The sequence below is a fragment of the Streptomyces sp. NPDC001515 genome (genome assembly GCF_053597115.1).
This window is the reverse complement of the sequence record NZ_JBSFHN010000048.1, coordinates 1-15944: the sequence shown is the minus strand read 5'-3', so window position 1 is coordinate 15944 and position 15944 is coordinate 1. Positions and strand designations below refer to the sequence as shown.

At 72.0% G+C, this 15944-nt stretch carries 15 protein-coding genes and 1 pseudogene; 4 read left to right on the top strand and 12 right to left on the bottom strand.

Annotated features, from left to right (window positions below; all coding sequences use genetic code 11):
• Positions 1-19: 19 nt before the first annotated feature.
• Genes ACWCXC_RS34155 through ACWCXC_RS34145 form a run of 3 tightly spaced genes read right to left on the bottom strand, consistent with a single transcriptional unit; the run spans position 20 to position 2896 of the window.
• Entirely contained in the window at positions 20-1213 is a 1194-nt protein-coding gene (locus tag ACWCXC_RS34155) for a dipeptidase (protein ID WP_450683408.1), read from the bottom strand.
• Positions 1214-1220: 7 nt separating this feature from the next.
• A complete protein-coding gene (gene purE, locus ACWCXC_RS34150) occupies positions 1221-1760 on the bottom strand; it encodes a 5-(carboxyamino)imidazole ribonucleotide mutase (RefSeq protein ID WP_450683407.1) in 540 nt (179 codons plus the stop codon).
• Positions 1757-2896, bottom strand: a complete 1140-nt coding sequence (locus ACWCXC_RS34145) for a 5-(carboxyamino)imidazole ribonucleotide synthase (RefSeq protein ID WP_450683406.1) — start codon at positions 2894-2896, stop codon at positions 1757-1759. The genes purE and ACWCXC_RS34145 overlap by 4 nt, the downstream gene beginning before the upstream one ends.
• 196 nt (positions 2897-3092) lie before the next feature.
• Here ACWCXC_RS34145 and ACWCXC_RS34140 point away from each other — a divergent pair, with 196 nt between their 5' ends.
• The gene (locus ACWCXC_RS34140) at positions 3093-3647 is read left to right on the top strand and encodes a GtrA family protein (protein WP_450683443.1); all 555 of its coding nucleotides are present in this window, start codon (positions 3093-3095) and stop codon (positions 3645-3647) included.
• Positions 3648-3679: 32 nt separating this feature from the next.
• On the opposite strand, the gene ACWCXC_RS34135 is transcribed toward ACWCXC_RS34140, so the two are convergent.
• The gene (locus ACWCXC_RS34135) at positions 3680-4945 is read right to left on the bottom strand and encodes an ATP-binding protein (RefSeq protein ID WP_450683405.1); all 1266 of its coding nucleotides are present in this window, start codon (positions 4943-4945) and stop codon (positions 3680-3682) included.
• Positions 4946-4986: 41 nt separating this feature from the next.
• Positions 4987-5664: a response regulator transcription factor gene (locus ACWCXC_RS34130; RefSeq protein ID WP_450683404.1), complete on the bottom strand. Its 678-nt coding sequence runs from the start codon at positions 5662-5664 to the stop codon at positions 4987-4989.
• Between the two features lie 420 nt (positions 5665-6084).
• Here ACWCXC_RS34130 and ACWCXC_RS34125 point away from each other — a divergent pair, with 420 nt between their 5' ends.
• Positions 6085-7581, top strand: a complete 1497-nt coding sequence (locus ACWCXC_RS34125; RefSeq protein WP_450683403.1) for a peptide MFS transporter — start codon at positions 6085-6087, stop codon at positions 7579-7581.
• Positions 7582-7699: 118 nt separating this feature from the next.
• On the opposite strand, the gene ACWCXC_RS34120 is transcribed toward ACWCXC_RS34125, so the two are convergent.
• The 4 genes from ACWCXC_RS34120 to ACWCXC_RS34105 are packed head-to-tail and all read right to left on the bottom strand — an operon-like array spanning position 7700 to position 11938.
• The gene (locus ACWCXC_RS34120; RefSeq protein WP_450891529.1) at positions 7700-9064 is read right to left on the bottom strand and encodes a hypothetical protein; all 1365 of its coding nucleotides are present in this window, start codon (positions 9062-9064) and stop codon (positions 7700-7702) included.
• Positions 9065-9099: 35 nt separating this feature from the next.
• On the bottom strand, positions 9100-10233 hold the full coding sequence (locus ACWCXC_RS34115) for a hypothetical protein (RefSeq protein WP_450891517.1): 1134 nt from the start codon (positions 10231-10233) through the stop codon (positions 9100-9102).
• The gene (locus tag ACWCXC_RS34110) at positions 10230-11228 is read right to left on the bottom strand and encodes a COG1470 family protein (RefSeq protein WP_450891516.1); all 999 of its coding nucleotides are present in this window, start codon (positions 11226-11228) and stop codon (positions 10230-10232) included. The genes ACWCXC_RS34115 and ACWCXC_RS34110 overlap by 4 nt, the downstream gene beginning before the upstream one ends.
• A gap of 44 nt (positions 11229-11272) precedes the next feature.
• Positions 11273-11938 (bottom strand): LPXTG cell wall anchor domain-containing protein, encoded by a 666-nt coding sequence (locus ACWCXC_RS34105; protein WP_450683400.1) that lies wholly within the window; start codon positions 11936-11938, stop codon positions 11273-11275.
• A 238-nt stretch (positions 11939-12176) separates the two neighbouring features.
• On the opposite strand from ACWCXC_RS34105, the gene ACWCXC_RS34100 reads away from it, so the two are divergent.
• Complete coding sequence (locus tag ACWCXC_RS34100) at positions 12177-12473, top strand: barstar family protein (protein WP_450891515.1); 297 nt, start codon at positions 12177-12179, stop codon at positions 12471-12473.
• A 9-nt stretch (positions 12474-12482) separates the two neighbouring features.
• Here ACWCXC_RS34100 and ACWCXC_RS34095 read toward each other — a convergent pair.
• From ACWCXC_RS34095 to ACWCXC_RS34085, 3 genes and pseudogenes are all read right to left on the bottom strand, one after another.
• Positions 12483-13324, bottom strand: a pseudogene (locus tag ACWCXC_RS34095) (IS5 family transposase); the annotation flags it as partial.
• Positions 13325-13391: 67 nt separating this feature from the next.
• Complete coding sequence (locus ACWCXC_RS34090) at positions 13392-13910, bottom strand: ATP-binding protein (RefSeq protein WP_450683399.1); 519 nt, start codon at positions 13908-13910, stop codon at positions 13392-13394.
• Positions 13911-14199: 289 nt separating this feature from the next.
• Positions 14200-14568 (bottom strand): STAS domain-containing protein, encoded by a 369-nt coding sequence (locus ACWCXC_RS34085; RefSeq protein WP_450683398.1) that lies wholly within the window; start codon positions 14566-14568, stop codon positions 14200-14202.
• A gap of 281 nt (positions 14569-14849) precedes the next feature.
• Between ACWCXC_RS34085 and ACWCXC_RS34080 the strand changes: the two genes are divergently transcribed.
• Complete coding sequence (locus ACWCXC_RS34080; RefSeq protein ID WP_450683441.1) at positions 14850-15827, top strand: RNA polymerase sigma factor SigF; 978 nt, start codon at positions 14850-14852, stop codon at positions 15825-15827.
• The last annotated feature ends 117 nt before the right edge of the window (positions 15828-15944 follow it).

Here is a 15944-nt window from a genome sequence, read left to right as displayed (position 1 = left end):
GGGGCGGCGCCCCGGTGGCTCAGGCCGCCGGGGCGTCCAGCTGCTCGATCGTGGCGTGCGACGGGCCGCGCAGCGCCTGCTGCTCGCGGGCCACGTCCTCGGCGGCGCGCAGCACCCGTACGGCGTTGCGCCAGGTCAGCTTGGACAGGTCGGCGGCGGACCAGCCGCGGCCGAGGAGTTCGGCGATCAGGTTCGGGTAGCCGGCGACGCTCTCCAGGCCCCGCGGGAGGAACGCGGTGCCGTCGTAGTCGCCGCCGATGCCGATGTGGTCGATGCCCGCGACCTCGCGCATGTGGTCCAGATGGTCCGCGATGGTGGCCGCGGTGGCGACCGGGCGGGGGTGCGCCGCCTCGAACGCGGCGTGCAGCTTCATCGCCCGCTCGGTGGTGTCCAGGTGGTGCAGGCCGTGGGCGCGCAGGTTCTCGTCGGCGGCCTTCGTCCAGGCGACGGCCTCCGGCAGGACGAACTTCGGCACGAAGGTGGCCATCGCGATGCCGCCGTTGGCGGGCAGCAGGGCGAGGACGTCGTCGGGGATGTTGCGCGGGTGGTCGCAGACGGCCCGCGAGGACGAGTGCGAGAACATCACCGGCGCCGTGGTGGTGGCGAGCGCGTCGCGCATCGTGGTCGCCGCGACGTGCGAGAGGTCGACCAGCATGCCGGTGCGGTTCATCTCGCGGACGACCTCGTGGCCGAACGCGGAGAGCCCGCCGACGCCCGGCTCGTCCGTCGCGGAGTCCGCCCAGGCGATGTTGTCGTTGTGGGTGAGCGTCATGTAGCGGACGCCCAGGGTGTGCAGGGCCCGCAGGGTGCCCAGCGAGTTGTGGATGGAGTGCCCGCCCTCGGCCCCCATCAGGGAGGCGATCCGGCCCTCGGCGCGGGCGGCCTCCATGTCGTCGGCGGTCAGGGCGCGCCGAAGGTCGTCGGGGTAGCGGCCGAGCAGTTCGGCGACCACGTCGATCTGCTCCAGCGTGGCGGCCACGGCATCGTCGCCGGCCAGGTCGGAGCGTACGTAGACGGACCAGAACTGGGCGCCGACGCCCCCGGCGCGCAGCCGGGGCAGGTCGGTGTGCAGATGGGCCGACTGGTCGGTGGCGATGTCGCGGGCGTCCAGGTCGTAGCCGACCTGTTCGCGCAGTGCCCACGGGAGGTCGTTGTGACCGTCCACTACGGGGTACTCCGCGAGGAGTGCGCGCGCCTCTGCCAGCCGGTCCATCGCCGTCCTACTTTCCGAAGCCGAAGGAGTCGGCGCCCCGGACCTTGCTCCGCAGGCGCTTGCCCTTCTCGGTGGCCTGGCCGTTCAGGTCCGAGAGGAACTCCGTCATCCTCGCCCGCAGCTCCTCGTCGTGCGCGGCGAGCATCCGGACCGCCAGCAGTCCGGCGTTGCGCGCGCCCGCGATGGAGACGGTGGCGACCGGGATGCCGGCGGGCATCTGGACGATGGACATCAGGCTGTCCATGCCGTCCAGGTACTTCAGCGGGACGGGGACGCCGATGACGGGCAGCGGGGTGACGGAGGCGAGCATGCCGGGCAGGTGCGCGGCGCCGCCGGCGCCCGCGATGATCGCCCGGAGGCCGCGGCCGGCCGCCTCCTCGCCGTAGGCGATCATCTCGCGCGGCATGCGGTGGGCGGAGACGACGTCGACCTCGTACGGGATCTCGAACTCGTCCAGGGCCTTGGCCGCGGCTTCCATGACGGGCCAGTCGGAGTCCGAGCCCATGACGATGCCGACGACCGGGGCGGTGGAGGCGGGGGAGGTCATTCGGTGATCGTTCCTCGCAGGTAGTCGGCCGCGTGCCGGGCGCGCTCGCGCACGTCCGCCAGATCGTCGCCGTAGGTGTTGACGTGGCCGACCTTGCGGCCGGGCTTCACGTCCTTGCCGTACATGTGGATCTTGAGCTGCGGGTCCCGGGCCATGCAGTGCAGATAGCCCTGGTACATGTCCGGGTAGTCGCCGCCCAGGACGTTGCACATGACCGTCCAGGGGGCGCGCGGGCGCGGGTCGCCGAGCGGGAGGTCGAGGACCGCCCGGACGTGGTTGGCGAACTGCGAGGTGATCGCGCCGTCCATGGTCCAGTGGCCGGAGTTGTGCGGGCGCATGGCGAGCTCGTTGACGAGAATGCGGCCGTCACGGGTCTCGAACAGCTCCACGGCGAGGTGCCCGACCACGCCCAGCTCGGCCGCGATGCGCAGGGCGAGCTGCTGGGCCTCGCCCGCCAGTGCCTCGTCCAGCTCGGGCGCCGGGGCGATCACCGTGTCGCAGACGCCGTCGACCTGGACGGACTCGACCACCGGGTAGGCGACGGCCTGGCCGTGCGGGGAGCGGACGATGTTGGCCGCCAGCTCCCGTACGAAGTCGACCTTCTCCTCGGCGAGGACCGGGACGCCCGCCCGGAAGGGCTCGGCCGCGTCCGCCTCGGAGCGGACCACCCACACGCCCTTGCCGTCGTAGCCGCCGCGCACGGTCTTGAGGACGACGGGGAAGCCCCCGGTCTCCTCGGCGAAGGCCGCGGCGTCGGCCGGGTCCTCCACGATGCGGTGGCGGGGGCAGGGCGCGCCGATCTCGGTGAGCTTCGCGCGCATCACCCCCTTGTCCTGGGCGTGCACCAGCGCGTCCGGACCGGGGCGCACGGGGATGCCGTCCGCCTCCAGGGCCCGCAGATGCTCGGTGGGCACGTGCTCGTGATCGAAGGTGATCACATCGCAGCCGCGCGCGAAGGCGCGCAGCGTGTCCAGGTCGCGATAGTCGCCGACGACGACTTCGCCCACCACCTGGGCCGCCGAGTCCTGAGCGGTGTCACTGAGGAGCTTGAACTTGATGCCGAGGGGGATGCCCGCCTCGTGGGTCATACGGGCGAGCTGTCCGCCACCGACCATGCCGACTACCGGGAACGTCACCCGTCCAGGGTATCCGCACCGCCCGGCGGCGCCCGACGACGCCCTCGGGACGCGGAGGCGGGCGGTCCGGGGGTGGCGGCTGTCACAGCCTCGCCACACCTGTACCGGTACTCACGGGCGGCGAACGGATCCCCTGGTTAGCATGGCTGGGTTGACGGAACACGGAGCGGAACCGACAGACGGGCTGAACGAGACCATGAGCGAACGGGGCGCACTACGGGCGCGGCTGGAGCTGCTGGCCCGGGAGATCGCCAAGTTCGGCGTGGTCGGCGCGGTCGGCCTGGTCGTGAACATCGCCGTGTCCAATCTGCTGTGGCGCTACACGGACATCCCGACGGTCCGGGCGGGTCTGCTGGCGACGTTCGTCGCGATCCTCTTCAACTACGTCGGCTTCCGCTACTGGACGTACCGGGACCGCGACAAGACCGGCCGCACCCGTGAGCTGACGCTGTTCCTGCTGTTCAGCGCGGTGGGCGCGGTCATCGAGACCGGCGTGCTGTACGCGGCGACGTACTGGTTCGGCTGGGACACCCCGGTCCAGAGCAATGTCTTCAAGGTCCTCGGCATCGGCATCGCGACGCTGTTCCGCTTCTGGTCGTACCGGACCTGGGTCTTCCGGGCGCTGCCCGCCAAAGAGCCCGCCCTGAGCCCCGCCGCCGAGGAGCCCGCGTCCGCCGCCCGGCCGGTGCAGGTGCCCGCCCCCGCACCGGCCGCGGTCGTCCGCGTCGAGGCGGACACCGCCCGGCGCTGACCCTCCGCCGACCCGGAGCCGTACCGCCCGCGTCACCTCACCGGACGTTCCGGTTCCTTCCGGGGCAGGGCCACCTGGCTGAGGAAGAGCGCGAAGACCGGCGGCTGCTGCTGGAGCAGTTCCAGCCGTCCGCCGTCCGCCTCCGCGAGGTCGCGGGCCACCGCGAGGCCGATGCCCGTGGAGTTGCGGCCGCTGATGGTCCGCTCGAAGATCCGGGCGCCGAGGTCGGCCGGGACGCCCGGCCCCTCGTCCGTCACCTCGATGACCGCCTGGTTCCCGGTGACCCGGGTGCGCAGCGCGACCGTACCGCCCCCGTGCATGAGCGAGTTCTCGATCAGCGCGGCCAGCACCTGGGCGACCGCGCCGGGGGTGCCGACGGCGCTCAGCCCGTGCTTGCCGGAGCAGACGATGGCACGGCCCTCGCTGCGGTAGGCCGGGCGCCACTCCTCGATCTGCTGCTTGACGATCTCGTCCAGGTCGAAGACGACGGCGGAGCCGGTGCGCGGGTCCCGGGCGTTGGTGAGCAGCCGCTGGACGACGTCGGTGAGCCGCTCGACCTGGGCGAGGGCGATGTTCGCCTCCTCCTTCACCGTGTCCGGGTCGTCGGTGACGGAGATCTCCTCGATCCGCATGGAGAGCGCGGTGAGGGGGGTGCGGAGCTGGTGGGAGGCGTCGGCGGCGAGCCGGCGCTCGGCGGTGAGCATCCGCGCGATCCGTTCGGCGGAGGCGTCCAGGACGTCGGCGACCCGGTCCAGCTCCGGCACCCCGTAGCGCTTGTGGCGCGGGCGGGGGTCGCCCGAGCCCAGCCGTTCCGCCGTCTCGGCGAGGTCGGTCAGCGGGGAGGCCAGCTTGTTGGCCTGGCGTACGGCCAGCAGCACGGCGGAGACGATGGCCAGCAGGGCCACCGCGCCGATGATCAGCAGGGTGCGGCCCACCTCGCGGGTGACGGCGGAGCGGGACTCCTCGACCGTGACCCGTTCGCCGTGCTCACCCTCCTCGGTGGCGCTGATCACACTGCCGCTGGGGCGCTCACCGACCTCGATCGGGGCGCGGCCGGGCATCTTGACCAGGGCGTAGCGCGTGTCGTCGATCTGCTCGGCGAGCACCCCGGGGTTGATGCGCTCGGCGCCCAGCAGCCGGCTCTCGATCACGCTGATCAGCCGCAGCGCCTCGGAGTCCACGCTCTCCTGGGCGCTGGTGCTGATGGTGCGGGTCTCGACGATGACGAGGGAGACGCCGAAGACCGCGATCACCACGAGGACCACGGCGAGGGTGGAGTTGATCAGGCGTCGGCGCATGGCGGCCTCTGGTGTTCGTCAGCTCGTGGGACCGGGGCGCGTCAGCTCTTCTCGAAGCGGAAGCCGACGCCGCGGACCGTGGCGATGTAGCGGGGGTTGGCGGCGTCGTCGCCGAGCTTCTTGCGGAGCCAGGAGATGTGCATGTCGAGGGTCTTGGTCGACGACCACCAGGTGGTGTCCCAGACCTCGCGCATCAGCTGGTCGCGGGTGACGACCCGGCCGGCGTCCCGGACGAGGACCCGCAGCAGGTCGAACTCCTTGGCGGTGAGCTGCAGTTCCTCCTCGCCCATCCAGGCGCGGTGGGATTCGACGTCGATCCGGACGCCGTGGGTGGCGGGCTGCGGGGCGGGCTCGGCGGAGCCGCGGCGCAGCAGGGCCCGGACCCGGGCGAGGAGCTCGGCCAGCCGGAAGGGCTTGGTGACGTAGTCGTCCGCCCCGGCGTCGAGGCCGACGACGGTGTCCACCTCGTCGGCGCGGGCGGTCAGCACGAGGACCGGCACGGTGTGGCCCTCGGCACGGAGCCTGCGGGCGACTTCGAGGCCGTCCATCCCGGGCAGCCCCAGGTCGAGCACGACCAGATCGACGCCGCCCTGGAGTCCGGCGTCGAGCGCCGTGGGGCCGTCCTCGCGGACCTCGACCTCGTATCCCTCCCGCCGCAGGGCGCGGGCCAGCGGCTCCGAGATGGATGCGTCGTCCTCGGCGAGCAGTACACGGGTCATGGACTGATGGTAGTCCGCGGACGCGAGAAGGCGTGAGGTGATGCGCGGGGCCTTCGGGTCAGCGCCCGACTGGCGCCCGGACCTTCGAACAGGAGAGTGTGGACACCCTCTGACCTGTGATCCATCTAACAAGTCCTGGTATATCGACTTCTGTCGTGCCGTATGGTGTTTGAACGCCTGTTGCACGACTCAAGGACCCTTGGGCAGCTGTTCACGCCCGGGGTCCTTCCGCGTGCGGGGCCGGTACCCGCCGGCCCGGAACAACCAGTGAATGACCTGTGGGCCGGGCCCGGCACGCCGACGAGGGCGTGACCGGGCGTGGATCCCTGCGTGGTGGGCGTACCCGCGCAGGTGCCGGCCTCCCCCCACCGGGCGCGTCCCGCTCACGAGCGCCGCGTCCCGAGCACACAAGGATCGATCATGGCGTCCAGCCTGACGAAGGACCCGGCGAGCACCGCGGGCGGCGAGAAGACCTTCTTCGGCCACCCCCGCGGTCTGGCCACGCTCTTCATGACCGAGATGTGGGAGCGGTACAGCTTCTACGGGATGAAGGCGCTGCTCCCGCTCTATCTGATCGCGCCCGGCGGCCTGCACATGAACGCCACCACCGCGACGGCGATCTACTCCGCGTACATGTCGATGGTCTATCTGCTGACCATGCCGGGCGGCTGGGTGGCCGACCGGTTCTGGGGACCGCGCAGGACGGTCGCCATCGGCGGCGGCGTCGTCATCCTGGGCCACATCACCCTCGCGGTGCCGAACTCGGCGAGCTTCTTCGCCGGCCTGGCCCTGGTCGCGCTCGGCTCCGGGCTGCTGAAGGCCAACATCTCCACGATGGTCGGCCACCTCTACAAGGGGCCGGAGGACCCGCGCCGCGACGGAGGGTTCACGCTCTTCTACATCGGCATCAACATCGGCGCCTTCCTCGCCCCGCTCTCCATCGGCACGGTCGGCGAGAACGTCAACTGGCACTTCGGCTTCGCGCTGGCCGCGATCGGCATGGCGCTGGGCCTCGCCCAGTTCATGCTGGGCACCCGCCACCTGAGCCCGCAGAGCAGCGTCGTCACCACCCCGGCGACGGAGGAGCAGAAGCGCTCGGCCCTGCGCAAGGGCATGATCTGGATGATCGTCGCGGTCGTTCTGTACGGCCTGCTCGGCATCACCGGGAACTTCGCCGACTGGGCCACCGTGCCGCTCAGCATCGCCGGACTGGTCATCCCGATCACCGTCCTGGCCCGGATGAAGCGGGACAAGGAGCTGACGGCCACCGAGCAGTCCAAGCTCTCCGGCTACATCTGGTTCTTCGTCGTCGCCGCCGTCTTCTGGATGATCTACGACCAGAACGGTTCGACCCTGTCGATCTTCGGTGAGAACTCGACGACGAACACCCTGCTCGGGTTCGACTTCCCGACCTCCTGGTACCAGTCGCTGAACCCGATCTTCGTGATGGCGATGGCCCCCGTGCTGGCCTCGGGGTGGCTGTGGCTGAACAAGCGCGGCAAGGAGCCGAGCACCGCGGTCAAGTTCGCCTCCAGCCTGGTGCTGATCGGCGCCTCCTTCGCGGTGTTCCTGATCCCGCTGATCGACACGGCCGCCAACGGCGGCAAGGTCAGCCCGATGTGGCTGGTGGCGATCTACTTCGTCCAGACCGTCGCGGAGCTGTGCCTCTCCCCCGTCGGCCTGTCGGTGACCACGAAGATGGCCCCCGCGAAGTACGGCTCCCAGATGATGGGCGTCTGGTTCCTCGCGGTCACCGCCGGTGACTCGCTGACCGGTCTGCTCACCGCTCCGCCGGTCGGTGTCGACCTGGACACCACGGGGGCGGTCGCCGTCGAGGTGGTCCTCGCCGTGGTCGCCGGTGTCGGCATCTGGATGTCGCGCCGGAGCATCGCCCGGCGGATGGGCGATGTGAGCTGAGCCGCCCGCTCCGTAAGCGAACGAAGGGGCCGTCGCACCGTTTCGCGGTGCGACGGCCCCTTCGCCGTACGGGTTCTGCCGTCCGGGTCACCGGCGGAGGGGTTCTACGCGGTCCGGGTCACCGGCCCGCGCGCAGCCGGCGCCACGGGGTGAAGGTGAACACCGCGCCGCCGAGCAGGATCGCCGTGCCGGCGACCAGGCCGAGGGCGCGCAGCGCCCCGTTGTCCTCGGCGCCGGTGGCGGCCAGCCCGCCGCCGGAGGCCGTGCCGCCACCCGCCGCGCCGCCGGAGGCCGCGTCGCCGCCGCCCGCCGCGCCGCCTTCCTGGGCGGTGGTGTCGAGTTCGAGCGAGGCCTGGACCGCGCCCTTGACCTTGCAGGCGATCGGAATCTTCGCGCTGCCCAGGGTGACGTCGATCTGGAGGGTGCCGGGCGTGAGCGTCGACTTCCCGGAGGCGCCCGGCTTGTACGTACCGGTCATATCGGGCAGGTTGACCGGCTTGCCCTTGGTCAGCGGCTCCGGATTGCCCGGACCCGCGACATTGACCGCGCCCTTGTCGGCGCCGCCGAGGACGACCTTCATCGACGGCTTGAGCGCGCCCGCCGGCAGGTCCGCCGGGCTGTCCATGACGCCCTTGGCGGTCTTGACCGTGAGGGCGAAGGCGCCGCCGTTCCTCTTGGCGTTGATCGTGACCTTGGAGGCGATGTCGGCCGGTCCGGGCGACTCGCAGGCGAAGTGGACGGAGACCTCCTTGCCCGGGAAGTCGGTGGCGCCGCCGGATCCGCCGGTCGTCCCGCCGGAGGTGGTGCCGCCCGCCGTCGTGCCGCCGCTCGTGGTGCCGCCGGAGGTCGTGCCCCCGGAGGTGGTGCCGCCCGCCGTGGTGCCGCCGGCCGTGGTGCCGCCCGTGGTCGTCCCGCCGGCCGTGGTGCCGCCGGCGGTCGTGGAGCCCGAGGTGGTGCCTCCGGTGGTGCCCCCGCCGCCCTCGGTGACCTTGATCGTCGCGCCGGGCCGCACGGTCTCCTTGGGCGTGCACTTGGTGTCCGTGGAGACGGGCCAGGAGACGTTGAGCGTGTAGGCGTCCGGGGTCAGCGTCAGCTCACCGGCCTTCTCCAGCTTCAGCGACCCCTTCATGTCCGACATGACCATCGGGCTCTTCTTGGGGATGGCCGGATTCTGGCGGGGCCCCTCCACCTTCAGGTCCCCGGTGGCGGCGCCGCCCAGCTTGATCGTCCCGGACGGCTTGACCGTGTCCTTTTTGAGGTCGATGACGTCGGGATTGTTGGAGGCGGGCTGGAGCGTCTTCCACACGACCTCGACGGTGTCGCCGACCTTGGCCTCGGCGGGCGCGGTCAGCTGCACCTTCGTGGTGCCCTCGATGGGCGGCAGCTGGGAGACGGCCGGCGGGACGCACTCCGTCTTGAACGAGATGTCGGCGGCCTGGGCCGGGCTCGCGGCCAACAGCATGCCCGCCCCGCCGATCATCATCGCGACTCCCGCCGCGACCGTCCTGCGTTGCGTACTCACGAATGTCCCTTCGTCGTCGGTCTGTGCTCTGACGGTGCGGATTCGGGGGTGAACCACGGCAGGGCCGCGGTGGTGGCGCTGCCCGGCGCGGCGGCCGGGGCGGGTTCGGAGGCCGGGGCGCGGCGCGGTCTCGACAGCCGGCCGCGCACTCCGGCGCCGGCGGAGGCGCGCCGACCGCGCCCGGCGGCTCCCTGTCCGGAGCGCGGCCGGACCCGGTCGACGACCGCCATGCCGATCCGGAAGACGGCGGCGGGCACCACCAGGCAGAGCAGGATCCAGAAGAGCGTCACGCCCCACGGGCGGCCGACCCCCCAGGGCTGCTCGGCCAGCACCTTCGTGCCGTACTTCAGGGAGATCTGGTAGTCGCCGTGGGCGCCCGCCGACAGCTCCACGGGCAGTTCGACCAGCGCCTTGCGGCCGGGCTCGACGGTGCCGCGCCACTGCCGGTCCTCCCATTGGGGGGCGTAGACGCCGTGCGAGACGCCGAGCCGGAAGACCGGGTCCTTGACCGGGGCGGAGCCCAGATTGCCGACGGTGAACACGAGCCGGCGCGAGGGCGGGGCGCCGAACCAGGTGAGCAGTCCGCTGTCGCCCTCCAGCCGAGTGGCGGCGAGGACGGCGAGCCTGCCCTCCCCCGACTCCTTCGGCAGCGGGGCGACGGGATGGCCCGCGACGACGAACGGCGCGTCGGCCAGGGCCTGTTCCCCGGTGACCGTGGCGACGTGGACGACGCACGGGCAGGGCGCGGGCGGCTCGGCCACCGGCAGTTTCTTGGTGAACGCGCCCTTCTTGTCGGTGGTGACGGCCCGGCCGTCGCCGTTGGCGCAGGAGTTCGTCCCGCCGATCACCCCGCGCGCCGGGGTGGACTGCCCGCAGATGAGCATCATCAGCAGGGTGTCGGGCCGCCAGCCGGTGCCCTTGACCGTGACCTCGCCGCCTTTGCCCGCCTGCTTCTGGGAGAGCGTCAGCGCCGGTTTCGGGTCGGCGGCGGCGGCGTCCGGTGCGGCGGCCAGCAGGGCCGGCAGGAGTACGGCCAGCAGGGCGGCGGCCAGTGCGGCCGCCCGGGGCCGTGCGGCCCGGGGCGCCGCCGGCCCGCTCCGCCCCCGCGCGCTTTCGGTCCGTCGAGTCACGATTCCGCTCCCGCCTTCACCAGGTGCCTCTCGTCGGAATGCTGTCGGGAATCCGGGCCGGGGACCCGCCCCGGACCGTCGGGGTCCGGGTCCCGCCGCCCCCGGACGCGGCGCCGCAGGGCGTATCCGCCCCCGGCGACGGCGGCCAGGAGCGCCGCCGCGCCCGCGGCCACGGCCGGCCACGGGGCGAAGAGCGCGGAGGCCGCCGCCTCGGCGTGCGCGCCGCCCGCCGCCGTGACCCGCAGCCGCACGGTGACCGCGTCCAGGGCCGGGGCGTCCCGCCACGGTTCGGTGAGCCGGACCCGCTGGCCGGGCAGCAGTTCCACCGGCAGGGTGCGCGGGCCGCGCCGCAGCAGCGCCCCGAACGCCCCGTCCGCCTCGACGGCCAGCCGGGGCACCAGAACGGCGTTGCCCCGGTTGACCAGCGTGTAGTGGACGGCCCCCCGGGAGACCGCCACCTTCTCCACGGTGAGCGCGGCCAGCGTCGGGCCGCCGACCCGCAGCCGTACCCGTACGCCCACCGCACGGCCCCCGCTCTCGGCGACGACGGCGCCCGGATGGTCACCGGGCAGCGCGTCGCGCGGCACGGTGAAGGAGACCGGCACGTCGGCCCGGGTGCGGGCGGGCACGGTCACCTCCGTGCGCGCCGTCCGCAGCCAGGCGCCGGTGCCGGTGGAGCCGTGCGCGCCGCGCACCGCGAAGCCGCCGTCGTCCGTGTTGTACGCGTCGGCCCCGCGCAGCCGTACGGTCACCGGCTCCGCCCCCGGGTTGAGGATCGACAGCCGGTCCTGGAGCACGCTGCCCGGTAGGCCCTCCAGATAGAAGGAGGGCCGGGCGTCGTCCGGGGCCGTACCGTCCGAGGCGGGCCGCGCCGTCCAGGCCGCGGCGGCCGGGCGCGGCGCGGCCCCCGCCGGCGCCGCCGGGGCGAGGACGCACCCCAGGGCGACGAGCAGCGGCAGGGCCAGGCGGAGGACGTGACCGGTCGGCGGCGGCATGGGCGGCTCCCTCGGGCGTGACGGCGGGGGCGGTTCGCGCGGGATCAGCCGGTGGCGCGCTGTCCGCGCCGGGTCAGCCAGAGGACACCGGCCGCGCCGGTCAGCAGCACCGTGCCGCCGAGGGTGCCGAGCGCCACCGCCGAGTCCATCGGGCCGGTCTTGGGCAGTGCGTCACCACCCGTGTCGGCGGCGGCGCCGCCGCCCGCCGCGGTGACGTCCAGGCTGAGCGAGGGGCCCGGGTTGTTGGAGGGGGTGCAGGTCGTCGTCGTACCGAGCGCCTTGATGGTGAGCACTCCGGCGGTGAAGTCGACCTTTCCGCTCTTCTTCGGGGTGTACGTCCCCGAGAGGTCGTTGATCTTGATGGGGCTGTTGGCGGGGATCGCGGCGGAGTTGGCGGGGCCCGAGACCCGGACCTCCCCCGGGTCGGCGCCGCCGACCTTGATCACCGCGCTGGGGTTCATCGCGCCCTTGCCCAGTTCGACCGGGCTGGAGGAGACGCCCTTCTGGAAGGACATGGTCAGCTTGTAGCCGCCCCCGCTCTTGACGCTCTTGATGTCGATCGGCGACACGGCCGCCTTGTCGCCGATCGGTGTCTTGCACTGGTAGTTGACGTCGACGACCGTCGCGTGGGCGGCGGGCGCGGCCAGCAGCACGGACGCGGCCGCCAGTCCGGACGCCAGCGCGAGAGCTGTTCGCTTCTGGTACGACACCTCGAATTCCCCTCAGGCCGGGAGTCGCCCGCGCCGCTCCTGGCGGCACCATTAACTGACGACACATCAGATTGGGCGCTCAAGGTACGCCCGGGGCCTTGTGGAGGGAAGACAAAGAGCGCGCCGATCCGGCGCGCTCTTCGCGGGGGTGTCGTGAAGGCCGAGGCGGCCGGTGCGCCGCCTAGAGCGTGTCTCCTTGACCGGTGATTCTCGTGGTGGGGCTGGTTAGTCTGCTGCGATGACGGACAGCGAGCTGATCGTTGACCTGCGGGGTCGGCTGATCGAGACACTCAACGACTTCTGGGACGCGGTGAGCGAGCCGTGCGGACTGCCAGAGTGGTTCGGCCGGAACCTGGACGCGTGGTCGGACACGATTGAGACCCGGGGCATCTCCGAGGTGATCGACAGCCACGACGTCCTGATCGTGCATGTCGACCAGCGGGGCCTCTTCGACGGGCACCGGCAGGAGGCCGACGTCCTGGCCGGCATCTTTGACGGAGAACAAAACCAGCTCATTCTCCATGGGCGGACCTGACGAATCCTTCGGACGTCTGGCTCGGCGTCGGCTCCACATGAGGATGGCGGCAAGGTGAAGTGCGGCCTGGTAGGCGATGGCGAGCTTGTCCGTTCGCATGGCCAGGCCGCGCCATTGCTTGAGCCGGTTGATGCACCGCTCGACCGCGTTGCGCTGCTTGTATGCCTCGGCGTCGAAGGTCGGCGGTCGGCCTCCGGCACTGCCTCGCCGCAGACGGTGGCCGACCTGGTCGGACGGCTGGGGGATGACAGCGCGGATTCCGCGTCGGCGGAGGTGACTTCGGATCGCGCGGGATGAGTACGCACGGTCCGCCAGGACCGCATCGGGCCGGGTCCTCGGTCTCCCCGGTCCGCTTCGCGGAACGCGGATGGCGACCATGACGGTCTCGAAGGCTGGAGCATCACCCGCCTGCCCTGCGGTGACGCGGAGGGCCAGGGGCCGTGCACGGGCGTCGCTGGCAAGGTGGACCTTCGTGCTCAGGCCGCCGCGCGAGCGTCCGAGTGCGTGGTCGTCGGGTTCGGCCCGGCCTGGAGCCCCTTTTTTCTGGCGCCAGCGGAATGCTGGTGAGCCCGGCAGACGGTGGAGTCCACCGACACGGTCCAGCCGATGTCGTCAGCATCGTCGGCCGCTGCAAGGACCGCGGCGAGGATGCGTTCCCAGGTGCCGTCCACGGCCCACCTGATCAGCCGCTTGTGGGCCGTCTGGAACGAGCCGAGCTCGTCCGGCAGGTCCCGCCAGGGCGAGCAGGTGCGGTACTTCCACGCGATGGCCTCCAGGGTTCGTCGGTGATCGGCCCACCGCCGACCACGGACCGGATCTGCCGGCATCAGCGGCTCGATCCGGTCCCACATAGCATCAGTGATCACTAATCGGACGGACACATCCGATCAACTGACCAGCCGATCAAAGAGACACGCTCTAGGCGGGCGCGGCCAGCTCCGCCCAGACGGTCTTGCCGGGCTCGCCCGGGACGCGGACGACGCCCCAGTCCAGGCAGAGGCGCTGCACGATGAACATGCCGTGGCCGCCGGGGCGGCCGGCCCGGTGCGGGGTCCGGGGCGCGGGCTGCCCGGCGCCGCCGTCGGTCACCTCGACCCGCAGGGCCTTCGGCAGCCGGGCGATGCGCAGCTCGTCGGGACCGTCCGCGTGCAGACAGGCGTTGGTGACCAGCTCCGAGACGACCAGCAGGACGTCCTCGGCGGCGGCCCGGCGGTCGGCCGTCGACGCGGGGAGCCACCCCCAGTCGTGGAGGGCCTGGCGGGCGAAATCACGCGCCGTCGGCACGATGCCGCCGGACAGTCGCAGCGACAGCGTCCGCCACTGCCGCTCGGCGGAGGCCGCGCCGGCGTCCACGTCCACACGCGGGCCGGCGTCGGCGCCCGCGCCGTCCGGCTCGCGGCCGAGGTCGCCCGGCGGATGCTGCCGGGTGGTGCTCATCAGCGCTTCACCTCACCGATTCACCATGTCGCCATTGGGGATACGAATACGAATACTGCTGGGAACTACGCATACTGCTGGCCCTACGGATACCGCCGGGGACACGGACACAGGCGCACCACGCGGAGGCGTATGCCCGCCGCCCGGCAGCCGAGGTGTCTCCCGCCCCGGCCGAACGGCCACCGAGGGGTCTCCTGCCCGGCCGAATCGCGACAACACCCACGCCATCCTCGCGGATCACGTGACGAGGGCGACAGAAGGGGTTCCCGGGATCGCGGCACGGGGCACCTCAGGTGTCCAGGGCCTCTTCCAGGGAGTCATGGACGGCGAAGACCGCCTCGGCCCCGGTGATCTCGAAGACCCGCGCCACCACGGGCAGCATTCCGGCCAAATGGACCCCTCCCCCGGCCGCCTCCGCCTTGAGGCGGGCACCGAGCAGCACGTTCAGCCCGGTGGAATCACAGAATTCGAGGCGCGAGCAGTCGACCACGAGACGCGCACGCCCCTCCTCGATCGCCTGTTCCAAGGGCTCGCGCAGCAGATCGGCCGTGTGGTGATCGAGCTCACCCACCGGCGTCACCACCTCGCTGCGGCCCTCGGTCCGGGCCTCGACCTGAAGCCGCCCCCGGTTCGCGCTGCCGACCGTCCCGCGGTCCATGCCCGTCCCTCTTCGCCTCGTCACTGTCTGCATCACTGCGCATGCAGATGCGTTGCAGCTCTCGCTGACGTTGCTGAAACCCTACGCGTTTCGTGCGCCACGCGGTAGCGGAAGACCTCAACAAACCGGACATTTAGCGTCAATTGGTGGTTGTGAGGGGCCGCACGGACCGGGTAAGGGTAGAGGGACACCCACAACACGGCCGGCTTCGGAGGCGCCGCTTCACCGCAGGAACACGTATGGGCATCGGCAGCCATATGCCGAGAACGATGGAGGAGACCATGTCACCCCGGCTCGACGGACCGCGTACCCACGACGCGACGTCGGCATGTCCTCAGGGACTGACCGCATCAGACTCCCCTGCCGCGACCGTCCAGGACGGCACGCGCACCCGCACCACCCGTCACGACCGTGACACCGACCCCCACCCCGGCGCCGCCCCCGCGGGCGACGGTCTCGAAGGACTTCCCGAGATACCGCCGTACGCCGAAGTGGGCCCGCTGGACGCCAGGGCGCTGTCGAAGACGCTCTTCGCCCGGCTCGAATCCCTCGAAGAGGGCACGCACGAGTACTCCTACGTGCGCAACACGCTCGTCGAACTGAACCTCGCGCTGGTCAAGTTCGCCGCCTCCCGGTTCCGCTCGCGCAGCGAGCCGATGGAGGACATCATCCAGGTCGGCACGATCGGCCTGATCAAGGCGATCGACCGCTTCGAGCTGAGCCGGGGCGTCGAGTTCCCGACCTTCGCGATGCCGACCATCATCGGCGAGATCAAGCGCTTCTTCCGCGACACCAGCTGGTCCGTGCGCGTCCCGCGCCGCCTGCAGGAACTGCGGCTGGACCTGGCCAAGGCGGGCGACGAGCTCGCCCAGCAGCTCGACCGCTCGCCCACCGTGGGCGAGCTCGCCGACCGCCTCGGCATCACCCACGACGAGGTCGTCGAGGGCATGGCCGCGAGCAACGCGTACACCGCCAGCTCGCTGGACGCCAAGCCCGAGGAGGACGAGACCGAGGGCGCGCTGGCCGACCGGCTCGGCTACGAGGACCACGGGCTCGAAGGCATCGAGTACGTCGAGTCCCTGAAGCCGCTGATCGCCTCGCTGCCCGCCCGCGACCGCCGGATCCTCTCGCTCCGCTTCGTCGCCAACATGACGCAGTCGGAGATCGGCGAGGAGCTGGGCATCTCGCAGATGCATGTGTCGCGGCTCCTCTCCCGCACGCTGGTCAGGCTCCGCAAGGGACTGACCCTGGAGGAGTGAGCCCGCTCCCCCGCGAACGCGCCGAGGACCTGCCCCGCCGGGCAGGTCCGCGGGGGGGTGGCGGCCCCTCAGCCCCCCGTCGGCGCCACCCCGCGCCCCCCCCCCCGCCAGAACCGG

What these genes read in the sequence shown, in the direction of transcription:
- ACWCXC_RS34155 (WP_450683408.1), bottom strand. Translation starts at nt 1,213, where the DNA reads ATGGACCGGCTGGCAGAGGCGCGCGCACTCCTCGCGGAGTACCCCGTA.
- purE (WP_450683407.1), bottom strand. Translation starts at nt 1,760, where the DNA reads ATGACCTCCCCCGCCTCCACCGCCCCGGTCGTCGGCATCGTCATGGGC.
- ACWCXC_RS34140 (WP_450683443.1), top strand. Translation starts at nt 3,093, where the DNA reads ATGAGCGAACGGGGCGCACTACGGGCGCGGCTGGAGCTGCTGGCCCGG.
- ACWCXC_RS34135 (WP_450683405.1), bottom strand. Translation starts at nt 4,945, where the DNA reads ATGCGCCGACGCCTGATCAACTCCACCCTCGCCGTGGTCCTCGTGGTG.
- ACWCXC_RS34130 (WP_450683404.1), bottom strand. Translation starts at nt 5,664, where the DNA reads ATGACCCGTGTACTGCTCGCCGAGGACGACGCATCCATCTCGGAGCCG.
- ACWCXC_RS34125 (WP_450683403.1), top strand. Translation starts at nt 6,085, where the DNA reads ATGGCGTCCAGCCTGACGAAGGACCCGGCGAGCACCGCGGGCGGCGAG.
- ACWCXC_RS34120 (WP_450891529.1), bottom strand. Translation starts at nt 9,064, where the DNA reads ATGATGATCGGCGGGGCGGGCATGCTGTTGGCCGCGAGCCCGGCCCAG.
- ACWCXC_RS34110 (WP_450891516.1), bottom strand. Translation starts at nt 11,228, where the DNA reads ATGCCGCCGCCGACCGGTCACGTCCTCCGCCTGGCCCTGCCGCTGCTC.
- ACWCXC_RS34100 (WP_450891515.1), top strand. Translation starts at nt 12,177, where the DNA reads ATGACGGACAGCGAGCTGATCGTTGACCTGCGGGGTCGGCTGATCGAG.
- ACWCXC_RS34090 (WP_450683399.1), bottom strand. Translation starts at nt 13,910, where the DNA reads ATGAGCACCACCCGGCAGCATCCGCCGGGCGACCTCGGCCGCGAGCCG.
- ACWCXC_RS34085 (WP_450683398.1), bottom strand. Translation starts at nt 14,568, where the DNA reads ATGGACCGCGGGACGGTCGGCAGCGCGAACCGGGGGCGGCTTCAGGTC.
- ACWCXC_RS34080 (WP_450683441.1), top strand. Translation starts at nt 14,850, where the DNA reads ATGTCACCCCGGCTCGACGGACCGCGTACCCACGACGCGACGTCGGCA.